This is a genomic window from Sphingomonas sp. SUN039 (assembly GCF_024758725.1).
Classification (GTDB): domain Bacteria; phylum Pseudomonadota; class Alphaproteobacteria; order Sphingomonadales; family Sphingomonadaceae; genus Sphingomonas_O.
This window is the reverse complement of sequence record NZ_CP096972.1, coordinates 967,402-986,440: the sequence shown is the minus strand read 5'-3', so window position 1 is coordinate 986,440 and position 19,039 is coordinate 967,402. Positions and strand designations below refer to the sequence as shown.

The following is a 19,039-nucleotide window of genomic DNA, read 5'->3' as shown; positions in this document are numbered from 1 at the left end:
GCAAAAAGCGCCGCACCGCAAGCGTTTGTGCAATCAATTGCCTAATTTGGCTTCCGGTGCCTGTGGTTCGGGCATGCCGCCGATGGCGGTCAACCGCGCCTCGAGGTCGGCACGCCACGGCGCATCCTTCGGCGTGCGGGCGAGCAAACCGCGCCACACCTGCCCCGCATCTTCGGCCCGTCCGGCATTCGCGAGCGCCAGTCCCATGAAGAACGGGGGCCCCGGATGTTCGGGGGACAATTGCGCGCCACGCTGAAAGGCGAATTCGGCTGCAGGCGACAGAGTGCCGCCCCCGTGCGCGACGAGCGTGTTCCCCAGCGCCACCCAGAGTTCGACATTGTCCGGGTCTTTCCGCATTGCCGTCTTGACCGCGATCACCCCTTCGCGGGTCAGTCCCATCCGGTCGAGCGTATCGGCGAATTCGGCAACCTTGGCGGCATCGCCGTAATTGTTGGCGGTTGCAGCGCGCGACGCGCGAAGCGCGACATTGGGGGGTACAAACCCCTTGTCCTTCGCCTCCACCGGCGATCCGGCCTGCGTTGGCGATCCTTGCCAGACATAGCCTGCGATCCCGACGAGGACAGCGGCCAGCGTCAGTTCGAGTCCGGTACGCGGCAATTTAGCGAAGCGCGAGATCAGGCCGAGCGCAACGACTACAAAACCGAGAGCGGAAACCCACGCCATCAGCGCCGCCTCCGGAAGCGACCGCGCGCCAGAAACAGCCCGAATCCAAGCAGCAGCAGCGGCGCGATCCACAAGGGTGCGGTCGCCATGTCGAGCGGCGGATCGTAGGTTACCCAATTGCCGTAACGCTCGACGAGCCAGCTACGGATCGCTTCGGGCCTTTCCCCGGCCTGCACCCGCGTCCGGATCAACGAACGCATGTCGGCGGCCATTTCGGCATCGCTGTCGGCGATCGACTGGCCCTGACACACGAGGCAGCGGATCGAGAGCATCAACTCCTGTGCAGCGGCTTCTTTCACCGGATCGGCAAGCTGGGTGTTGGCAAGCGGCGCCTGCGGCATCAGCGAGTCGGCCAGCGCCGGTTGGGCAATCGCCAGCAGCGCGACGAGGGCGATACGGCGGATCATCGCGCGGCCCCCAGTTTTGCCAATATCGTATCGACATCCCCCGGCCCGATCGGCCCGATATGCTGGTACCGGATCATGCCCGCGCCATCGACCACGAATGTTTCGGGCACGCCCGACGACCCCAGCGCAATCTGGACCTGCGACGCGGGATCGTCACCAATGGCGCGGAACGGATTGCCGTGGCGGGTCAGGAAACCGGCGAGATCCTGCGGGCGGTCGCGGATGGCGATGCCGTCGACAATGACGCCCTGTTGCGCGATCATGCCGAGCACCGGTGCCTCGGTCGCACAAGGGACGCACCAGCTGGCGAAAACGTTGACGAGGCGCGGCTGGCCGCGCAGGTCGGCACTGGTCAGGCCCGGACGCCCTGAGGCTGCAGGCGGCAGGTTGAACGTTGGCATCGGCTTGCCGATCAGTTTCGAAGGGTGGGTGCGGTCGTCGGGCGCGTACAGGCCGAGTGCAAGTATGCCGAAGAAGACGACAAACGCCCCGAGGGGCAGCCAGAGCAACAAGCGCTTCACCCATAGGCCTTTCGCAGCGACTGCCCGCGTTCGCGCAAGCTGCGCCCGATGAGCGAGAGCAGACCGCCCAGCGCGATCAGGGCACCGCCCAGCCAGATCAGCGTCACCATCGGCTTCCACCACAGCCGCAACTGCCAACGGCCCTGCCCGTCGGGCTTACCGAGCACGAGGTAGAGCTGCCCGTCGAGCCTCGTCGCAATCGCGGCCTCGTTGGTTTCCGTCGGCGGGTTAGAGAACATCCGCGATTGGGGACGCAGGGTGAATGGCGTGTTGTCGCCGCGCTGCGCCACCAGTTCGGCCTCGAGCGCGGTCCAATTCGGTCCGGCAACAGGCTCGATGGATTTCAGCGTGATCTTGTACGGGCCGACAGTGTGGGTCTCGCCCATCTGCGACGCGACCAGCGTCTCCTTGATGAACGCGCTCTCGGTCGCCATGCCCGCAAGGCTGACCGCGACGCCGAAATGCGCGAGCACCATGCCGTAGGTGATCATCGGCGTGCGGCGGAGGTTGCGGCCCCATAACGGCGCGAGGCTTGCCGCCCCGACTCCGACCGCCAGCACGATACCGAGGAACGACAGGATATGGATGCGCGGCGCGAACACGACCATCGCCAGCAATGCCGCCGCCGACAGGAGCACAGGGATGGCAACGCGCCCGACCACCGCGCGCAGTTCGTCGCGTCGCCAGCGGCTGACCGGCCCCAGCGCCATGACGATGACCAGCGCGAGCGTCAGCGGCCCCGCCGTCGCGTTGAAATAGGGCGGCCCGACCGAGAGCTTGTCGCCCGACACCGCCTCGGCAAACAGCGGATAGAGTGTCCCGACGAAGACGATGCCGAGGATCGCGGACAACAGCAGATTATTGGCGACAAGCGCGCCTTCGCGGCTGACGAGGTCGAACTGCGTCCCTTCCTTCACAGTTGAAATGCGGATTGCGAACAGTGCGAGCGCGCCGCCGATGTAGAGCGCCAGCAGCGCGAGGATGAAGCTGCCGCGTTCGGGATCGACCGCGAAGGCGTGGACGCTGGTCAAAATGCCCGAACGGACAAGGAAGGTGCCGATCATCGACATGCTGAACGCAACCACCGCGAGCATGATCGTCCAGGCGCGCAGACCGTCGCGCGTCGCCAGCACAGTCACCGAATGGAGCAGTGCCGTCGCGGCGAGCCACGGCATCAGCGAGGCGTTCTCGACTGGATCCCAGAACCACCAGCCGCCCCAGCCAAGCTCGTAATAGGCCCAGTAACTGCCCGCCGTGATGCCGAGCGTCAGGAATATCCAGGCGCCGAGCACCCACGGCCGCATCGCGCGAGCGAAATCGCGCCCGACGTCGCGCGTCACCAGCGCCCCGACGGCAAAGCTGAACGCGACCGACATGCCGACATAGCCGATATAGAGCGTCGGTGGATGGAAGGCGAGGCCGGGGTCTTGCAGCAAGGGATTCAGCCCCTGCCCGTCCTCGGGCACGGGAAACGCGCGCGCGAAAGGGTTCGAGGCGAACAGCAGAAAGGCGTAAAAGCCGAAAGAAATCAGCGCCTGCGCGCCGAGCGTCGCGGTCAGCGTCCGTTCGACGACGCGCCGTTCGAGCAGCGCAACAAGTCCGCCTGCTGCCCCCAGAATCGTGACCCAGAGGAGCATCGACCCCTCATGGTTCCCCCATGTCCCCGCCAGCTTGTAGAGCCAGGGTTTCGCCGAATGGCTGTTGGTCACGACCAGCTGCACCGACATATCGGACCGCAGGAAGCAGATGACCAGCAGGGCGAATGCGAGCGCGACGAACAGCCCTTGCACGACCGCAACGGCGCGGACGCCATGCCGCAATTGGGTGCGCTCGTCGTTCAGGCCGAGGCACGCCAGCGCGAACTGGAGCAGCGCAAGCGCGGCGGCGAGCCACAAGGCGGCAAGACCGGCTTCGGCAATCATTGCGCCGCGAGCGTCGTCGTCTTGTGCTGCTTGCCGTCCATCTGCGGCGGCATGTAGCGTTCGTCATGCTTGGCGAGCAAATTGCTGGCGACGAAGGTCGCTCCTTCGAAGCGTCCCTCCGCCACGACGCCCGAGTTCTCCTTGAAGAGATCGGGTGGAATCCCGCGGAAGCGCACCGGCACCTTCGCGGGGCCGTCATGGACGAGGAAATCGATAGTGACGCCGTCGGCAGCCTTTTTGATGCTGCCGCCGGTTACCATTCCCCCTAAGCGGATCGCCTGACCTTGCGGCACACCGTCCTTGGCAATGTCGGCAGGCGAATAGAAGAAGCTCGCCTTTTCCCCGATCGCCGACATGGCGAGGAAGCCCGAGCCGACAATGGCTGCGACCGCTGCCAGCCCGAGGAACAGGCGTTGCTGCTTGGGTTTCATCGATTGCCCCGGGGGTCTTTCAGGTCTTCGACGGCACGTTCGGCGCGGCGCATGGCGGACCATGCCCAGGCTGCGATGATCGCCGCCCCGCCCAGCGTAATAACATAGGCAGCAATGACGAACGGCCAGGGGTTCATGCGGCTGCCAGCCTTGCGAGCCGCGCCTCGACCTTCGCGCCCGCCAAAATGGCGCGCATCCGCATCAGCAAGATGGCCCCGAACAAAAAGCTGAAGCCAAGTACGGTAAAGCCCAGCGGCCAGAGCAGCTCGGACGAGATGGCCGACCCCTTGAGCGTGATCGACGGTGCCTGATGCAGCGTGTTCCACCATTGCACACTGTATTTGATGATCGGCAGGTTGATCGCGCCGACCAGCCCGTAGATCGCGGTGACGCGGCTCACGCTGCCCCGCTCGCTGCTGTTCGAAGCGAGTGCGATATAGCCGATGTAGAGGAACAGCAGCACGAGCACCGACGTCATGCGCCCGTCCCATTGCCAATAGGTGCCCCAGGTCGGACGGCCCCAGATGGCGCCGGTTATCAGGCAGATCGCCGTAAACATGGCACCCGGCACGGCAACTGCGCGCGCCGCCACGCCCGACAGTGGATGCCGCCACACCAGTTGCGCCAGGCTGGCAATCGCTATGCCGCTCCACCCCGCCATCGACAGCCAAGCGGCAGGTACATGGATGTAGAGAATGCGGACCGCATCTCCCTGCAAATAATCGGGCGGCGTCAGCACCAGCCCGGCATAACATCCGATCGCGATCAATAACGCTCCGCCGATCCCGAAGATCGCAGTCAGCGGCCGCGCGAGGCGCAAGAACTTGGCGGGATTTGCAAAGGCATGCATGCTGCAGCGGGTGTTAGCCAGCCGCGCGCCGCTTGGGAAGATGCGTTTCGCTGGCGATTCCCGGGCAAAAAATCCTGCGCCAGGCCCGTCCCGTCGGTTTGCCGCCAAAAGGCAGCTGCATTCCGTAGCGTCCGAAGTCGCGGCCTTGCGCGTCATTTCACCCTCGCTATGACCGCCTGCATGACCCTGCCCGCCATTCTTTCGAACCTTCGTCTTCCGCTCATCGGTTCGCCGTTGTTCATCGTGTCAGGCCCCGAACTCGTCATTGCCCAGTGCAAGGCGGGGATCGTCGGCGCGTTTCCGGCGCTGAACGCGCGGCCGCAGGGGCTGCTCGACGAATGGCTGCACCGGATCACCGAGGAACTGGCCGCGCACAACCGCGCCCATCCCGACCGGCCCGCAGCGCCCTATGCGGTAAACCAGATCGTCCATAAATCGAACGACCGGCTCGAGGCCGATCTGGCGACCTGCGCCAAGTGGCAGGTGCCGGTGACGATCACGTCGCTCGGCGCGCGCGAGGACCTGAACGCGGCGGTCCATGCCTGGGGCGGCATAACGCTCCATGACGTCATCAACGACAAGTTCGCCCGCAAGGCGATCGAAAAAGGGGCCGACGGCCTTATCCCGGTCGCGGCGGGTGCCGGCGGTCATGCCGGGGTCCAGTCCCCCTTCGCGCTTATCTCCGAAATCCGCGAATGGTTCGACGGGCCGGTCGCGCTGTCGGGCGCGATCGGCAACGGGCGCTCGATTCTCGCGGCGCAGGCGTGTGGGGCGGACCTCGCCTATATGGGCAGCGCTTTTATCGCGACGAAGGAAGCCAACTCCGATCCCGATTACAAACAGGGTATCGTCGAGGGACGCGCGGAAGATATTGTCTATTCGTCGCTGTTCACCGGCGTGCATGGCAATTACCTGCGCCAGTCGATCGAAGCGGCGGGCCTCGACCCCGACAATCTGCCCGAGGGCGACTTCAAGACGATGAATTTCAGCCAGTCGTCGAACGCACCTGCCAAGGCGTGGCGCGACATCTGGGGGTCGGGTCAGGGCATCGGTGCGATCCACGAGAGCCTGAGCGTCGCCGATTTCGTCGACAAGCTGGAACGTGAATACCGTGCGGCCAAGATGGAGCTGGACGCAAAGGTCCGCGCCTAAATCTCGTCGCCGCTAGGTTTGTAACCTCCTCCCTCCGTTCCGCGAACAGCGTGTTGGCTATTCGGGCGGAGGCTTGCCATGGCAGCAATTGTACCGCTGTGTTTCGAAATCGACAGTAGCCTCCCCGCGACGCCGGTCCGCGTCGCCCCGTCCGCCCGGCTGACCGACGATGCGGCAGCAGCACTTGCCATGCTCATCCCGCTGCTTGGATGCGGCGAAGAGGCTGCGGCAATGGCATTCGATGCTCTTTCGGATATCGCGGCGTTTCAGATCGAGTCGGAAGCGCTCGGGGTGATTGCAAGCGAAGAACGTGTCCATGACGCCCTGCTGCGCGGCATACGGGCAGCGCTCCCCGTACCGGTCGGGACCGAACGATTGCTGGTGTCGGCGCGGCGCTTTCATATCCGCCTGCAGTCGGGCGGGCCGACCGCCCATCTCGCGCGGATTGCTGCGCTGGATGCGGCAGTGTGTCTGATTCTGGGCCGCCTGACCCAAAGGCAAGGAGCTGTCGCGCGCGATCCTGTCATCTGTGGCGTCCTTAGACGCATCCGCAACGACGAGGCACGTCATGTCGCGGTCGCACGACAGCTTGTGATGCGCCATGGCACTCCCGCTGCGCTGCGCGATACGGCGGCAGCGGCGAGATGCGCGCTGGCCGATACGCTGGGTCTGGTCGGCGATGCTTTCGAACGCCTTGCGGTCGATCCTGCGGTACTCGACCGGGGCATCCGCCAACTGCCTGACGGGCTGCTCAAGGCGTGACGTCTGCCCCGACGACCGTCGCGCCTTGGCTGTCGACCGGTCGACTTGCCGTGCTAGGGACAGGCACGGCTCTACCCGGCGCTCCCGTCGAAACCGACGCGCTGATCGACCACATGGCAAACCGCTTCGGACTGAATCGCCGAGGCGAAGCACGCGCGATCTCCCGCCGGATGGCCATCCGCAGCCGCCATTTCTGCCGCCCTTTCGACGCCCGCGACGAAGTCGCCCGCCCCGGCCAGTCGAATCCCGACCTCGTCGCCAGCGCCGTCCTGTCGGCCCTCGACGATGCCGGCCTGACGGTTGACGATATCGGCTATCTGATCGGCCATACCACGACCCCGCTCCAGCCGATCCCATCGAACATTGCCCTGGCTGCCGACCGGCTGGGGTACAGGGGCCCGCATCTCGAGCTTCGTCAAGCGTGCACGGGATTTGCCAATGCGTCGATGATTGCGTTCGGTCTGCTGTCGGTACCGGATGCAAAGCCGGTCGTTCTGGTCGGGTCGGAAACTGGATCCTTGTGGTTCGATCCGGCCCACGCCATCGACGACACCTCCCAGCTCGTAAATCTCATGCAAATGGGCGATGGCGCGGCTGCCATCGTGCTCGGTCCGGCGGCTGACACCGGCCCTGTACTGCACGCGGCATGGTTCGGGGCGCTGGGGTTGGGTAAAGCGCCGGGGCTGCACGTGCGACATGGGGCGACTGAATTCGACCACGACTATGCCGCGATCCTCGCCTCCGGCCCCGCACTGTTCGACGCGGGCGTTGCCAGCGCGCGGCTCCAAGGCATTTCGCTTGAGAGTGCCGATATCATCGTGCCGCATCAGGTCAGTGGACGTGTTGCCACACAGATCGAACAGCGATTCGGCCTTGCGCCGGGGGATGCGTTCACGTGCGCGAATCGCCTCGGCAACACCGGCTCGGCGGCGATGTGGATGGCACTGTCAGAGCTTCGGCGCGACGGACTGGCACAGGGAGCCCGCATTCTGGCGCTCGGCGCCGAGGCCACAAAATTTATGTACGGCGGTTTTGTTTACGACCATCCCCGATCCTGACTCCGACGGGCCGAAGCGAGGAATGTAACCTGCCGCCGAAAGCGACCGAACGGGTATCGATCCACCCTGACGGAGACTTCCGATGCGTGCCTTGACCGCTATTTCCTATGTTGCAGCCCTGATCGGCGCGAGCGCGCCGGCAGTTGCCGCCGAATACAAACCGTTCGACCGCGCGACTTTTGACGCTGCGCAAAAGGCGGGTCGGCCGACCCTGGTCGAAGTGAATGCCTGGTGGTGCCCCGTGTGTGCGTCTCAAACGAACACAATCAAGGCAACCGTCGGCGCGCCCGAATACGCCAAGCTGCTCATCCTCCGCATCAATTTCGACAAGCAAAAGGCCGAATGGCAGGCATTCAACGTCACCAAACAATCGACGCTGATCGCGTTCAAGGGCGGACGCGAACTGGGCCGAGTGTCGTACATTACCGACAAGACCAAAATCCGCGATCTGCTCGCTTTGACGACGCGCTGAGCAGACACAACGACGATGGCCGATACGCTTTCGCCGCTCCTCGCGCTTGGCGCGGGCGCCTTGACGATCTTGTCGCCGTGCGTCCTGCCGCTCGTCCCGATCGTGCTCGGCAGCGCGGCGCATCAGCACCGCTTCGGGCCGCTGGCGCTGGCGGCGGGGCTGGTTGCGTCGTTCACGATCATTGGCTTTGTCGTCGCGACGCTTGGGGCTTCGACCGGCTTCGACGGCGAGGTGGTGCGGCTGTTTGGAGCTGTCTTGTTGGTGCTGGCCGGCATCTTCCTGCTCGTCCCCGCCGCGCAGGCATATCTGACCCGTGCTGCAACGCCCCTCGCCGATTGGGCGAGTCAGCGTCAGGCAGGGCTGGTGCGATATGGTCTTGCCGGGCAGGCCGCCATCGGCGTGCTGCTCGGCATGGTCTGGAGCCCTTGTGTCGGCCCGACACTGGGTGCGGCAACGGTGCTCGCCGCGCAGGGGGAGAATCTTGGCCAAGTCGCGCTCGTCATGTTTGCGTTCGGATTGGGCATTGCGGCGGTATTGCTGCTGATCGCTTTCACCTCCCGCGCGGTCTTCACTCGTTGGCGCAGCAAATTGATGGCGGCGGGCAGCGGCGGCAAGCGCGCGCTCGGCGGGCTCTTGCTCGTCGTCGGTGTCATGATCTTCACGGGTATCGACCGCATTCTCGAAGGCGTGCTTGTCAGTGCATCGCCCGAATGGCTCACCGAGCTGACAACGATGATCTAGAGCGGGTCAGGCACGTTCATCCTTGGGCGACTCCATAACGACATAGGTCTGGATCGAGCTGACCTGCGGCAGGACGCCGAGCACGTCGGTGTGGAAATGCTTGTACGCAGCCAGATCGACCGCCTCCACCCGGAGAATGAATTCGAACGACCCGGTGACATTATGGCATTCGCGCACTTCGGGAGCCACCTCCATCGCCGCCTCGAACCCCTGCTGGTCCTGCTTGGTGTGATGCGCGAGGCCGACGGCGACATAGGCGACGAAGCCGATCCCGAGCTGGGCGCGGTCGAGCACCGCGCGATAGCCGCAGATGAGACCGCGCCGCTCCATTTCCTGCACCCGGCGAAGGCAGGCCGACGGCGACAAGCCGACGCGATCGGCAAGCTCGATATTCGTCAGTCGACCATCCTGCGACAATTCATGCAATATCTTTGCTCCAATGGCGTCTATTTTGCCCGATAGTTGCATCGATAGAGGCATTTGAGCGCACTTTCACAATGTATTTCAATCAAAGTTGCAATAACAATGCGCGTATGATCACGCAACAGTTCCTCGGCCTGCTCGGCTTTGCTTTCGTCTCGTCGATCACGCCGGGACCGAACAACATGATGCTGATGGCGTCAGGCGCAAATTACGGGCTGCGTCGGACCATTCCGCACATGCTGGGCGTGGCGATCGGCTTTACCGTGATGATCGTGCTGGTCGGCGTGGGACTGGTCGGCTTGTTCGAGGCATGGCCGCCGTCGTTCATGGTGCTGAAGGTGGTGAGCGCCGCGTATCTGGTCTGGCTGGCATGGAAGATCGCCCTGTCGCCTGCCCCTGCGACGGTCGATGGAGATAGCAGCGGCAGGCCGATGACCTTTATGCAGGCCGCACTGTTTCAATGGGTCAACCCCAAGGCGTGGACCATGGCGCTGACCGCCATCGCGGTTTACGCCGGATCGCGCAGCGTCATCGCCGTCCTGGGCGTGGCCGCCGTGTTCGGAGCGATCAACCTGCCCACGGTCGGCGTCTGGGCGGTGATGGGCCAGTATCTGCGGCGCTGGATGACCGATGACACGCGGCGGCGGGTCTTCAACTGGGGTATGGCGGTATTGCTGGTGGGTTCGCTGGCGGTGGCGCTTTAGATCATCGCCATCCCGCCGTTGACGTGCAGCGTCTGGCCGGTGACGTACCCCGCCTCACGGCTGGCGAGAAAAGCGACAGCGGCGGCGATGTCGTCGCCGGTGCCCATCGCGCCTGCCGGGATGCGTGCATTCAACGCCTCCTTCTGCGCGTCGGGCAGCACGTCGGTCATGGGCGTGGCGATGAACCCGGGGGCGACGCAGTTCGCCGTAACACCACGGCTCGCCAGTTCTTGCGCGACCGACTTGGTCAGCGCGACCAGCGCGCCCTTCGACGCGGCATAATTGGCCTGGCCGGGGTTGCCGGTCGTCCCGACGACACTGGTCACCGAGACGATGCGGCCGAAACGCGCCTTCATCATCGGTTTTGCAGCCGCGCGGATGAGGCGGAAGGCGGCTTCGAGATTGACACGGATCACCGCGTCCCATTCCTCGTCCTTCATCCGCATGACGAGGTTGTCGCGTGTGACACCGGCGTTATTGACGAGGATGTCGAGCTTGCCGCCGAGTGCTTCGACGGCGCGGGGGACAAGGCCGTCGACGGCTTCGGCATCGGACAGGTTGCATGGCAAGATAACGGCGCCGGGAATATCCGCCGCGACAGCCTTCAACGCGTCCTCACGCGTGCCCGACAATGCGACCGTCGCCCCTTGTGCCGCCAGCGCCTTTGCGACGGCAGAGCCGATTCCGCCCGAAGCACCGGTCACGAGCGCGGTCATTCCATTAAGGTCGAACATCACAAATCCTTCGCCACAGCTTCGATATCCGCCATTGTCACGACGCTTCGCGTCGTGGCATCGGGCGATATGCGCTTGATCATCGGGCCGAGTACCTTGCCACCGAATTCGACAAACTCGGTCACGCCTGCCGCGACCATCGCCTCGACACTCTCGCGCCAGCGGACGGTGCCGGTGACCTGCCGGACGAGCAGCTCGCGGATCGTATCGGGGTCGGCGACCGGCGCGGCGGTCACATTGGCGTAAAGCGGCACAAGCGGTGCCTGAACCTTCGCTTCGCCGAGCGCCATCGACATGACTTCCGCCGCCGGGGCCATCAGCGCGCAATGAAAGGGGGCCGACACGGCAAGCGGCAGGGCGCGCTTTGCCCCGCGCTCCTTGGCCAGTTCCATCGCACGTTCGACGGCAGCGGCATGGCCGGAGATAACGACTTGTCCACCGCCATTGTCGTTCGCGGCTTGGCAGATCTCGCCCTGCGCCGCATCCGCCGCGACCGCTGCCGCTGCTTCGAAATCGAGCCCGAGCAGCACCGCCATCGCGCCCGTTCCGACCGGAACAGCCGCCTGCATTGCGTCGCCACGCATACGGAGCAGTAGCGTCGTCGTCGGCAAGTCGAAGCTTTCCGCCGCGCACAGGGCGGAATACTCGCCCAGCGAATGCCCCGCGACGAAAGCCGCCTTGTCCGCCAGCCGCACGCCGCCTTCGTGGGTCAGCACGCGCAACGTCGCGATCGCATTCGCCATGATCGCGGGTTGCGCGTTTGCGGTCAGCGTCAGCGCGTCCTCCGGCCCGTCGGTCATCAGCCTGAACAGCGCCTGCCCCAGCGTATCGTCGACCTCTTGGAACACGGCGCGCGCGGCGGCACTTGCTGCCGCCAACTCGCGCCCCATGCCAACGGCTTGGCTGCCCTGCCCCGGAAAAACGAAAGCGCGCATGATCTCTCCCTTTGTATTTCCGGTAGGCGATACCGCGCCGCAGGCGCAACCATAACCCGCGTTGCGGCAGGGTATGGGTTCAGACGAAGCTCACAAAGGCACAAAGGAAGAAGAAAAGAAAAATTCGCCCCTTCCTTTTCTTCCTTTCCTTCTTCGAGCCTTCGTGAGCATCGTGTGAACCAATGATAGCCTGCGGCGTGCGCCACACTTGCCTTTTCGCCCGGACCCCGCCATAGGCGCGCTCTCAAGAAAGCCGGAGGGGCGTTCCGCATGGTGCGGCGTCAGCGATCGGCAGGAAAGGTACAGACCGCATGGCTCTTTACGAGCATGTGTTTCTCGTGCGTCAGGACGTGGCCCAGAGCCAGGTCGATGCGCTCGCGGAAACCGCAACCAAAATCATCACCGACCATGGCGGCAAGATCGTCAAGACCGAGAGCTGGGGCCTTCGCACCCTTGCTTACCGGATCGCCAAGAACCGCAAGGCGCATTACGTCATGCTCGAGTTCGAAGCGCCCGGCAATGTTGTGGTCGAACTCGAACGCCAGACCCAGATCAACGAAGACGTCGTCCGCTACATGACGCTGCGCGTCGACGCGCACGAAGCCGGTCCGTCGGCGATGATGCGCAAGCGCGACCGTGACGACCGCCCCCGCCGCGAAGATGGCGATCGCCCGCGCCGCGACGACGACCGTCGTCCGCGCCGTGACGACGCCGAAGCGGCTTAAGGAGAATTTGAAATGGCTCGCCCGTTTTTCCGCCGTCGCAAGACCTGCCCGTTCTCGGTGAAGGATGCCCCGCAGATCGATTACAAGGACGTGCGCCTGTTGCAGGGCTTCGTGTCCGAGCGCGGCAAGATCGTGCCGTCGCGCATCACCGCCGTCAGTGCCCCCAAGCAGCGCGAACTCGCCCAGGCGATCAAGCGCGCGCGGCACATCGGCCTCCTCCCCTATGTCGTGAAGTGAGCTGAACGATGGAAATCATTCTCCTTGAGCGCGTCGAAAAGCTTGGGTCTATCGGTGACGTCGTCACCGTGAAGGACGGCTTCGCGCGCAATTTCCTGCTGCCCAACAAAAAGGCGCTGCGGTCGAACAACGCCAACCGCAAGGTGTTCGAGGCCAACAAGGCCAGGATCGTCGCCGACAATGAAGCCCGCAAGGGCGAGGCCGAAACGGCGTCGAAGGACGTCGACGGCAAGTCGGTGACCCTGATCCGTCAGGCGTCGAACACAGGCCAGCTGTACGGCTCGGTCGCGGTGCGCGACATCGTCGAGGCGCTCGAAGCCGAAGGCGCGAAGGTTCAGAAGAACCAGGTGGTCCTCGACAAGCCCATCAAGGCGATCGGCCTCTACGAGGTGCGCGTCCAGCTGCACCCCGAAGTCGCCGTCAGCGTCAAGGTCAACGTGGCCCGGTCCCCTGAGGAAGCCGACCTGCAGGCGCAGGGCGTCGACGTCATGGCCGCGATGTTCGAAAAGGACGAAGCCGGATTCACCGAGGATTACGATCCGAACGCGGAACCCGGCGAAATTGCGGTCGAAGCACTGGCTGCGACCGAAGAGTCCGCAGCCTAAAACGTCTGCAATTCGACAAAAAAGGTCCGGCAGCGCAACCTGCCGGGCCTTTTTCGTGCGTCTTGCCGCCGTCCGGCACAGCCGATAGCGTGTGACCCCGAAAGCCTAAGGGGAGCACTATGAAATCCTACAATGCGATCGGCTATGCCATCATTGTTGCCTATGCTGCGGCCTGTATGCTGCTCGCGCCTGCCCCGATCGGCCCGTGGTGGGGTTTGCTGATCGGCACGGCATACCTGCTGACCTTCTGGTATCTGGCGGGAACCTATCTCGCCGACGTATTGCACCTTGGCATCGCGCACCGCTCGCTCGATTTCTCGCCCGCGTTCATTAAGGCAGTCACGCTCATCAACAACGTGTTCGGCGTCTATGTCGATCCTATCGGCTGGGTGAACCGCCACCGGCTGCACCACCGCCATTCGGACCACGAGGGCGACCCCAACAAGCTGGCCGACGACGGGTTCTGGAAGACATTGTGGCTGTGCCTGTTTCCCTATCCGACCAATGCGAATGTCGCGAACGACGACATTCTGAAAAGCTGGGTATTCCGCCTGACCGCGCGCTGGGAATTCGGCATCGCGGCAACGGTCCTGAATTATGCGTTGCTGGCGTGGCTGACGGGCAGCTGGGCGTTTGCTGCCGCGATGTGGATCGGACTGCGCGTCTTCGCTTTATGGGTCAACATGATCCAGAATTACTGGACGCACACGCGAAGCTATGGCTACCGCCGCTACGACGACGATCACGACAATGCGATGAACATCGGTGAATGGCTGCCGGTGACCGCCACTTTCAGCGCCTGCCTCCAGAACAACCACCATCATTCGCCCAACGTCCTGCGCCTGAGCCATGACGAGAGCGAGTATGATTTCGGCTTCAAGACGATTCGCTGGATGAAGGCGCTGGGTGTCGTCAAATCGACGGTGCGGGGGACGCAAATCCCCGCCGAGGCCCCGTTACAGCGGCTGGGATTCTGATATCCGCCTGTTGGGCCGGACGAACGGTTCCCACGTCTGGCGGATAAAGCCGGACCCGATCTCCTCCTCGTCCAGCCCGTATTTTGTGGGCCAGTGCTTTGGATAATAGTACGTCCCGAACAGCCGGTCGATCCACGGGAAATGGATCGCGAAATTCACGTCGATCGCTTCCTTTTGCGAGGCGTGATGCCAGTGGTGGTAGCGCGGCATTACGAGGAACGGCTCGAGCCACTTCACGTTCATGCGCGTGTTGCAGTGCGTCCAGGTGGCATGGAGCGTCACGAACACCAGATAAGCCATGATGATCCCTTGCGAGAAGGCGAGCATCATCGGCACGAGGATGAACCCGCGCACAACGAAATCCTCGACAAAATGCGCGCGCGATCCCGCGATCCAGTCGAGCGCCTTCGACGAATGATGGATCGAGTGGAAGCGCCACAGGAACGGCACCTTGTGCATCGTGAAATGGATCGCCCATTCGGCAATATCGGCGACGACAACCGCAAGGAAGAACTGCACTACCAGCGGCAGGTCGGCAATCGCGCCGGCAACCGAGGGGATTGCAAGATATTTGGTTGCCTGTGTCGCGGGCAGCATGATCATGAACGACATGATCTGGATCGGCAGATGGGTCGAAGCGAAGTAGATCACGTCGAGCGCCCATTGGTCGCGGAACGTCCCCTGGTCGACGTAATAGGGCCATAGCCGCTCGATGGGCACATAGATCGCCGCCATCAGCAGCATGTCGAGCAGGAACCAGTCAAAGCCGATCGCGGGACCGTTGTGCAACGTGGCATCGATGACGACGCTCGACCCGCCGAGCAGCGTCGCCAGGAACGCCGCGATCAGGCCGGTCAGCGCGAGTGCCTTTTTCTGCCGCAGTAACGCTGCGACAACGCCGAAGACGAGTGCTGCAACGATCAGCCCCTTGATGCCCCAGCGCATGACATCCATCGGGTAGAAAGCGCGCAGTTCGGGCGCAGTCAGATATTGCGGGAAGTGCAGGCAAAGCACGGCGCCCAAAGCGAGCAGACCGAAGAATGCAGCCAGAACACCGCTCCACCAGCCGGTGCCAAAACCCTTGGGCGCGTCGTCGCCGAAAAAGGCGTTGATCTGCTTTTCGTCCACGACACCTCCCGCCAGCTAACCCCTATGTGCCCCGCCTAGCCCGAATGAGGCGAAAACATCGTTAAGCCCGAAACAACCGGAACCTTAGTAGCCCATCAGCCTGAGTACTTCGCTGCGACTCCGGTGGTCTTCGAGAAAACATCCCAGCAACCGCGACGTCGTCATCCCCACGCCGGGCGTCCGCACGCCGCGCCCCGTCATGCAGCCATGCTGCGCCTCGATAACCACCGCGACGCCTTGCGGGTGGAGGTTGCTCCAGATGCATTCCGCGACCTGTGCGGTCAGGCGCTCCTGGATTTGGAGGCGACGCGAAAAGCCGTTGAGCACGCGCGCCAGCTTCGAAATGCCGACCACGCGCTTGTCGGGCATATAGGCAATCGACGCCTTGCCGGTGATGGGGGCCATATGGTGTTCGCAGTGCGACTGGAACGGAATGTCCTTGAGCAGCACGAGTTCGTCATAACCGCCGACCTCGTCGAAGGTGCGCGAGAGGTGGATCGCCGGATCTTCCTCCATGCCCGCGCAATATTCGCGCCATGCCCGCGCCACGCGTTTGGGCGTGTCGAGCAGCCCTTCGCGCGTCGGATCATCGCCCGCCCAGCGGATCAGCGTGCGGATCGCCTCCTGCACAGGCTCGGGCACAGGCAGCTTCGCCGCTTCGATTTCGTCGCCCCTCAGCGGGCCATCGTCATAATCGGACATAAGCCCCGAATAGACGCTTGCTGCCCGAGCGCAACACCCGACGCCCTGACGCTACGGCATCCATCGCTGCGTGGGAGAAGATAGGTAGCGCGTTGAAACCCATCGCGATTGTCTCAATTCCGCCATTGACGCGCGCGTAAGGTTGCGCGACCTAGGTCGCCGAAGACGCCGACGAGCGTCGCTTTTTCGCAGGGGAGACATTCCAATGAACCGCATCCAATTCGCCGGCGCGTCGCTGCTGGCGCTCGCCATCGCCACCCCGTCGTTCGCGCAGGGAACCGCGCCCGCGCCGCAAGCAGCCGAGGCCGAGGACACCAGCGCCGACATCATCGTGACCGCATCGAAGCGCGCCCAGACGTTGCAAGACACCCCGATTTCGGTGGCAGTCGCCAGCGCGCAGCAGATCGAGCAATCGAACATCCGCGACCTTATCGACCTTCAGACACTGGTCCCCTCGCTCAAGGTCGGGCAGTTGCAGAGTTCGGCCAACACCAACTTCATCATCCGCGGCTTCGGCAACGGTGCGAACAACGCCGGTATCGAACCGTCGGTCGGCGTGTTCATCGACGGCGTCTATCGCTCGCGTTCGGCGGCGCAGATCGGCGATCTGCCCAACATCGAGCGCGTCGAAGTGCTGCGCGGCCCGCAGTCGACCCTGTTCGGCAAGAACGCGAGCGCCGGTATCATCAGCATTGTCACCGCCGAGCCGAAATTCGAATTCGGCGGACAGCTCGAGGCTTCCTATGGCAATTACAACGCCGTCGTCGTCAAGGGCAGCGTGACAGGGCCGATTTCCGAGACGCTCGCGGTGAGCCTGGCCGGCAATTACAACCGTCGCGACGGCTATGCCCGCTACCTCAACCTCAACCAGCAGGGGAACAACCGCAACCGCTACGGCATCCGTGGCCAGATCCTGTGGCAGCCGTCGTCGGACTTCAAACTCCGCATCATCGGTGACTACGACAAGATCGACGAAGTCTGCTGCACTGTCGTCAACATCTTCGACGGGCCGACCGGCGGTGCAATCCGCGCGCTCGGCGGGCAGATCAATTCGAACAACCGCTATTCGTACGACAGCTATGCGAACATTCCGTCGGTTAACAAGATCGACAATTACGGTGTTTCAGCACAGATCGACGCGCGCGTTTCCGACACGCTTTCACTGGTTAGCATCACCGCCTATCGCGGCGTGAAAATCTTTACCAATCAGGATTCGGACTTCACGAGCGCCGACCTGATCGGCGATAACCGTGCGAACACCAAGATCGATACCTTCACGCAGGAACTGCGCCTGCTCTCGGATTTCGACGGCCCGATCAACTTCCTGTTCGGTGGCTATTATTTCAACGAAAAGATCAAAAGTTCGTCGCAGCTGCTGTTCGGACGTGACTTCCGCAATTACGCGAACCTGTTGAGCGGCGGTGGCTATGCTGCAGCCGAACCTACCCTGCGTGCCGTGAACGGCATCGCGGCCACGGTCCCGGCCTTCGGGTCGCAAGGTCTCGGGGTTTTCGAGAATTACGACTACAGCAATGAATCGTTTTCGATTTTCGGCAACATCGATTTCGAGATCACCGACAAGCTAACTCTGTCTGGAGGTGCAAACTACACCGTCGATCGCAAGCGCGTGGCGACGAATAACAGCACGACCGACACGTTCTCGACGATCGATCTCGTCCAGTCGGCGGCGAACGCGGGCATTCCGGGCACCATCCCGGCGGGCACCTTCCCCGGTCAGACCGCCGCGCTGTTTCCGCGCACGACGGCCTGCCCGAGCCCTAACACTGCGCCTGCCGGTACCTGCAACCCTTTCCTCGGGCTGTCGGCACTGCAGTTCCTGCCCGGGTTCCTGAATTTCCCGAATGCCGTGGAAAGTGGTCGTACCAAGGATGACAATCTGTCGTACACCGTCCGGTTGGCGTACAAGTTCAACCGGAATATCAGCGCGTATGCAACCTATGGCACGGGCTTCAAGGCCACGTCCTTCAACCTGACGAGAGACAGCCGCCCGTTCGCATCCGATTTCATCCCCGGATCGCCGTTTCAGGTGCCAGCACCGGGCGCTTCCGCCATTCGGACGGCGGGCCTTGCGGTCAACAACCTGACGAGCGGCACGCGGTTTGCCGCGCCGGAAAAAGCGCAGGTTTACGAAATTGGCCTGAAGGGCAACTGGCCGGGCTTCGGCTTCAATCTGGCGGTCTTCAAGCAGATCCTGAAGGGCTTCCAGAGCAATGTCTTCGTCGGTACCGGCTTCGTGCTCGGCAATGCACCGAAGCAATCGACGCAAGGTCTGGAATTCGATGCGTCACTGACTCCGGTCCGCAACCTGAACTTCACCTTCTCGATGACCTATCTCGATCCGAAGTTCGACGATTTCCCCGCTGGCACCGCGTTCAATCCGGCCACGCGCAACACCGGCCCGGCGAATTTGACCGGCCTGCGTCCTAGTGGTCAGTCGGAATATTCGATCGCCGTTGGCGCGACCTACACTGCCGCGCTCAGCGACAGCATGAAGGCGATCTTCCATGTCGATTACGACCATTCGAGCGCATTCTTCATTGCACAGGGTCTGACGTCGGAGCAGGCCGCAGGACCGGCTCAGGGCCAGTTGTACAAGGCCAGCCCGGAAACGCTCAACGCGTCGGTGACGCTCGCAATGATGAACGGTCTCGAACTGACCGCATGGGGTCGCAACCTGACCGAGCCGAAGTTCAACCCGGTGATCTTCCCCGGCGTCGCCCAGTCGGGCACGCTGTCGGGCTATCCCAGCCCGCCGAAGACCTATGGTGTAAGCGCCCGCTTCAAGTTCTGATCGGGCTGAAACAAAATAGGGGGGCGCGGGACCGCAAGTTCCGCGCCCCTTTTTTTG

At 63.4% G+C, this 19,039-nt stretch carries 23 protein-coding genes; 11 read left to right on the top strand and 12 right to left on the bottom strand.

Annotated elements, in window-relative coordinates; genetic code table 11:
- Positions 1–33 precede the first annotated feature (33 nt).
- From M0209_RS04915 to ccmC, 7 genes are read right to left on the bottom strand one after another with little or no spacing between them, the layout of a single operon-like run.
- A complete protein-coding gene (locus M0209_RS04915; protein WP_258887181.1) occupies positions 34–684 on the bottom strand; it encodes a cytochrome C biogenesis protein in 651 nt (216 codons plus the stop codon).
- Positions 684–1,091: a cytochrome c-type biogenesis protein gene (locus tag M0209_RS04910; RefSeq protein ID WP_258887180.1), complete on the bottom strand. Its 408-nt coding sequence runs from the start codon at positions 1,089–1,091 to the stop codon at positions 684–686. Before M0209_RS04910 ends, M0209_RS04915 begins: the two co-directional genes overlap by 1 nt.
- A complete protein-coding gene (locus M0209_RS04905) occupies positions 1,088–1,612 on the bottom strand; it encodes a DsbE family thiol:disulfide interchange protein (RefSeq protein WP_258887179.1) in 525 nt (174 codons plus the stop codon). The genes M0209_RS04910 and M0209_RS04905 overlap by 4 nt, the downstream gene beginning before the upstream one ends.
- On the bottom strand, positions 1,609–3,534 hold the full coding sequence (locus M0209_RS04900) for a heme lyase CcmF/NrfE family subunit (RefSeq protein WP_258887178.1): 1,926 nt from the start codon (positions 3,532–3,534) through the stop codon (positions 1,609–1,611). The genes M0209_RS04905 and M0209_RS04900 overlap by 4 nt, the downstream gene beginning before the upstream one ends.
- On the bottom strand, positions 3,531–3,965 hold the full coding sequence (gene ccmE / locus M0209_RS04895; RefSeq protein WP_258887177.1) for a cytochrome c maturation protein CcmE: 435 nt from the start codon (positions 3,963–3,965) through the stop codon (positions 3,531–3,533). Before ccmE ends, M0209_RS04900 begins: the two co-directional genes overlap by 4 nt.
- A complete protein-coding gene (locus M0209_RS04890) occupies positions 3,962–4,102 on the bottom strand; it encodes a hypothetical protein (protein ID WP_258887176.1) in 141 nt (46 codons plus the stop codon). Before M0209_RS04890 ends, ccmE begins: the two co-directional genes overlap by 4 nt.
- A complete protein-coding gene (gene ccmC, locus M0209_RS04885; RefSeq protein WP_258887175.1) occupies positions 4,099–4,815 on the bottom strand; it encodes a heme ABC transporter permease CcmC in 717 nt (238 codons plus the stop codon). Before ccmC ends, M0209_RS04890 begins: the two co-directional genes overlap by 4 nt.
- Before the next feature lie 180 nt (positions 4,816–4,995).
- Between ccmC and M0209_RS04880 the strand changes: the two genes are divergently transcribed.
- From M0209_RS04880 to M0209_RS04860, 5 genes are all read left to right on the top strand, one after another.
- Positions 4,996–5,967, top strand: a complete 972-nt coding sequence (locus tag M0209_RS04880) for a nitronate monooxygenase family protein (protein ID WP_258887174.1) — start codon at positions 4,996–4,998, stop codon at positions 5,965–5,967.
- 78 nt (positions 5,968–6,045) lie between these two features.
- Positions 6,046–6,729 carry a 3-oxoacyl-ACP synthase gene (locus M0209_RS04875; protein WP_258887173.1) on the top strand — a complete coding sequence of 228 codons (684 nt, stop codon included), beginning with the start codon at positions 6,046–6,048 and terminating at the stop codon, positions 6,727–6,729.
- Entirely contained in the window at positions 6,726–7,787 is a 1,062-nt protein-coding gene (locus tag M0209_RS04870) for a 3-oxoacyl-ACP synthase III family protein (RefSeq protein ID WP_258887172.1), read from the top strand. The genes M0209_RS04875 and M0209_RS04870 overlap by 4 nt, the downstream gene beginning before the upstream one ends.
- Before the next feature lie 82 nt (positions 7,788–7,869).
- Complete coding sequence (locus M0209_RS04865; RefSeq protein ID WP_258887171.1) at positions 7,870–8,259, top strand: thioredoxin family protein; 390 nt, start codon at positions 7,870–7,872, stop codon at positions 8,257–8,259.
- Positions 8,260–8,274: 15 nt separating this feature from the next.
- Positions 8,275–9,000, top strand: coding sequence for a cytochrome c biogenesis CcdA family protein (locus M0209_RS04860; RefSeq protein WP_258887170.1), 726 nt, complete (start codon positions 8,275–8,277; stop codon positions 8,998–9,000).
- Between the two features lie 6 nt (positions 9,001–9,006).
- Here M0209_RS04860 and M0209_RS04855 read toward each other — a convergent pair whose 3' ends face one another.
- Entirely contained in the window at positions 9,007–9,468 is a 462-nt protein-coding gene (locus M0209_RS04855) for an Lrp/AsnC family transcriptional regulator (RefSeq protein ID WP_258889565.1), read from the bottom strand.
- A 65-nt stretch (positions 9,469–9,533) separates the two neighbouring features.
- On the opposite strand from M0209_RS04855, the gene M0209_RS04850 reads away from it, so the two are divergent.
- Complete coding sequence (locus tag M0209_RS04850; RefSeq protein WP_258887169.1) at positions 9,534–10,127, top strand: LysE family translocator; 594 nt, start codon at positions 9,534–9,536, stop codon at positions 10,125–10,127.
- On the opposite strand, the gene fabG is transcribed toward M0209_RS04850, so the two are convergent.
- Together fabG and fabD are read right to left on the bottom strand one after the other, a co-directional pair.
- Positions 10,124–10,861, bottom strand: coding sequence for a 3-oxoacyl-[acyl-carrier-protein] reductase (gene fabG, locus M0209_RS04845; protein WP_258887168.1), 738 nt, complete (start codon positions 10,859–10,861; stop codon positions 10,124–10,126). The two genes, M0209_RS04850 and fabG, sit on opposite strands and share 4 nt — an antisense overlap.
- On the bottom strand, positions 10,861–11,796 hold the full coding sequence (gene fabD / locus M0209_RS04840) for an ACP S-malonyltransferase (protein ID WP_258887167.1): 936 nt from the start codon (positions 11,794–11,796) through the stop codon (positions 10,861–10,863). The genes fabG and fabD overlap by 1 nt, the downstream gene beginning before the upstream one ends.
- Positions 11,797–12,107: 311 nt before the next feature.
- Between fabD and rpsF the strand changes: the two genes are divergently transcribed.
- The 4 genes from rpsF (at position 12,108) to M0209_RS04820 (ending at position 14,340) form a co-directional block, all read left to right on the top strand.
- On the top strand, positions 12,108–12,521 hold the full coding sequence (gene rpsF / locus M0209_RS04835) for a 30S ribosomal protein S6 (RefSeq protein ID WP_258887166.1): 414 nt from the start codon (positions 12,108–12,110) through the stop codon (positions 12,519–12,521).
- A gap of 12 nt (positions 12,522–12,533) precedes the next feature.
- Positions 12,534–12,758 (top strand): 30S ribosomal protein S18, encoded by a 225-nt coding sequence (gene rpsR, locus M0209_RS04830; protein WP_258887165.1) that lies wholly within the window; start codon positions 12,534–12,536, stop codon positions 12,756–12,758.
- An 8-nt stretch (positions 12,759–12,766) separates the two neighbouring features.
- Positions 12,767–13,363: a 50S ribosomal protein L9 gene (gene rplI, locus M0209_RS04825; RefSeq protein ID WP_258887164.1), complete on the top strand. Its 597-nt coding sequence runs from the start codon at positions 12,767–12,769 to the stop codon at positions 13,361–13,363.
- A gap of 119 nt (positions 13,364–13,482) precedes the next feature.
- Complete coding sequence (locus M0209_RS04820) at positions 13,483–14,340, top strand: fatty acid desaturase (protein WP_258887163.1); 858 nt, start codon at positions 13,483–13,485, stop codon at positions 14,338–14,340.
- On the opposite strand, the gene M0209_RS04815 is transcribed toward M0209_RS04820, so the two are convergent.
- Positions 14,320–15,468: a sterol desaturase family protein gene (locus tag M0209_RS04815; protein ID WP_258887162.1), complete on the bottom strand. Its 1,149-nt coding sequence runs from the start codon at positions 15,466–15,468 to the stop codon at positions 14,320–14,322. The two genes, M0209_RS04820 and M0209_RS04815, sit on opposite strands and share 21 nt — an antisense overlap.
- Before the next feature lie 84 nt (positions 15,469–15,552).
- Entirely contained in the window at positions 15,553–16,170 is a 618-nt protein-coding gene (folE, locus tag M0209_RS04810) for a GTP cyclohydrolase I FolE (protein WP_258887161.1), read from the bottom strand.
- Between the two features lie 205 nt (positions 16,171–16,375).
- Between folE and M0209_RS04805 the strand changes: the two genes are divergently transcribed.
- Positions 16,376–18,982, top strand: coding sequence for a TonB-dependent receptor (locus M0209_RS04805; RefSeq protein ID WP_258887160.1), 2,607 nt, complete (start codon positions 16,376–16,378; stop codon positions 18,980–18,982).
- Positions 18,983–19,039 lie beyond the last annotated feature (57 nt).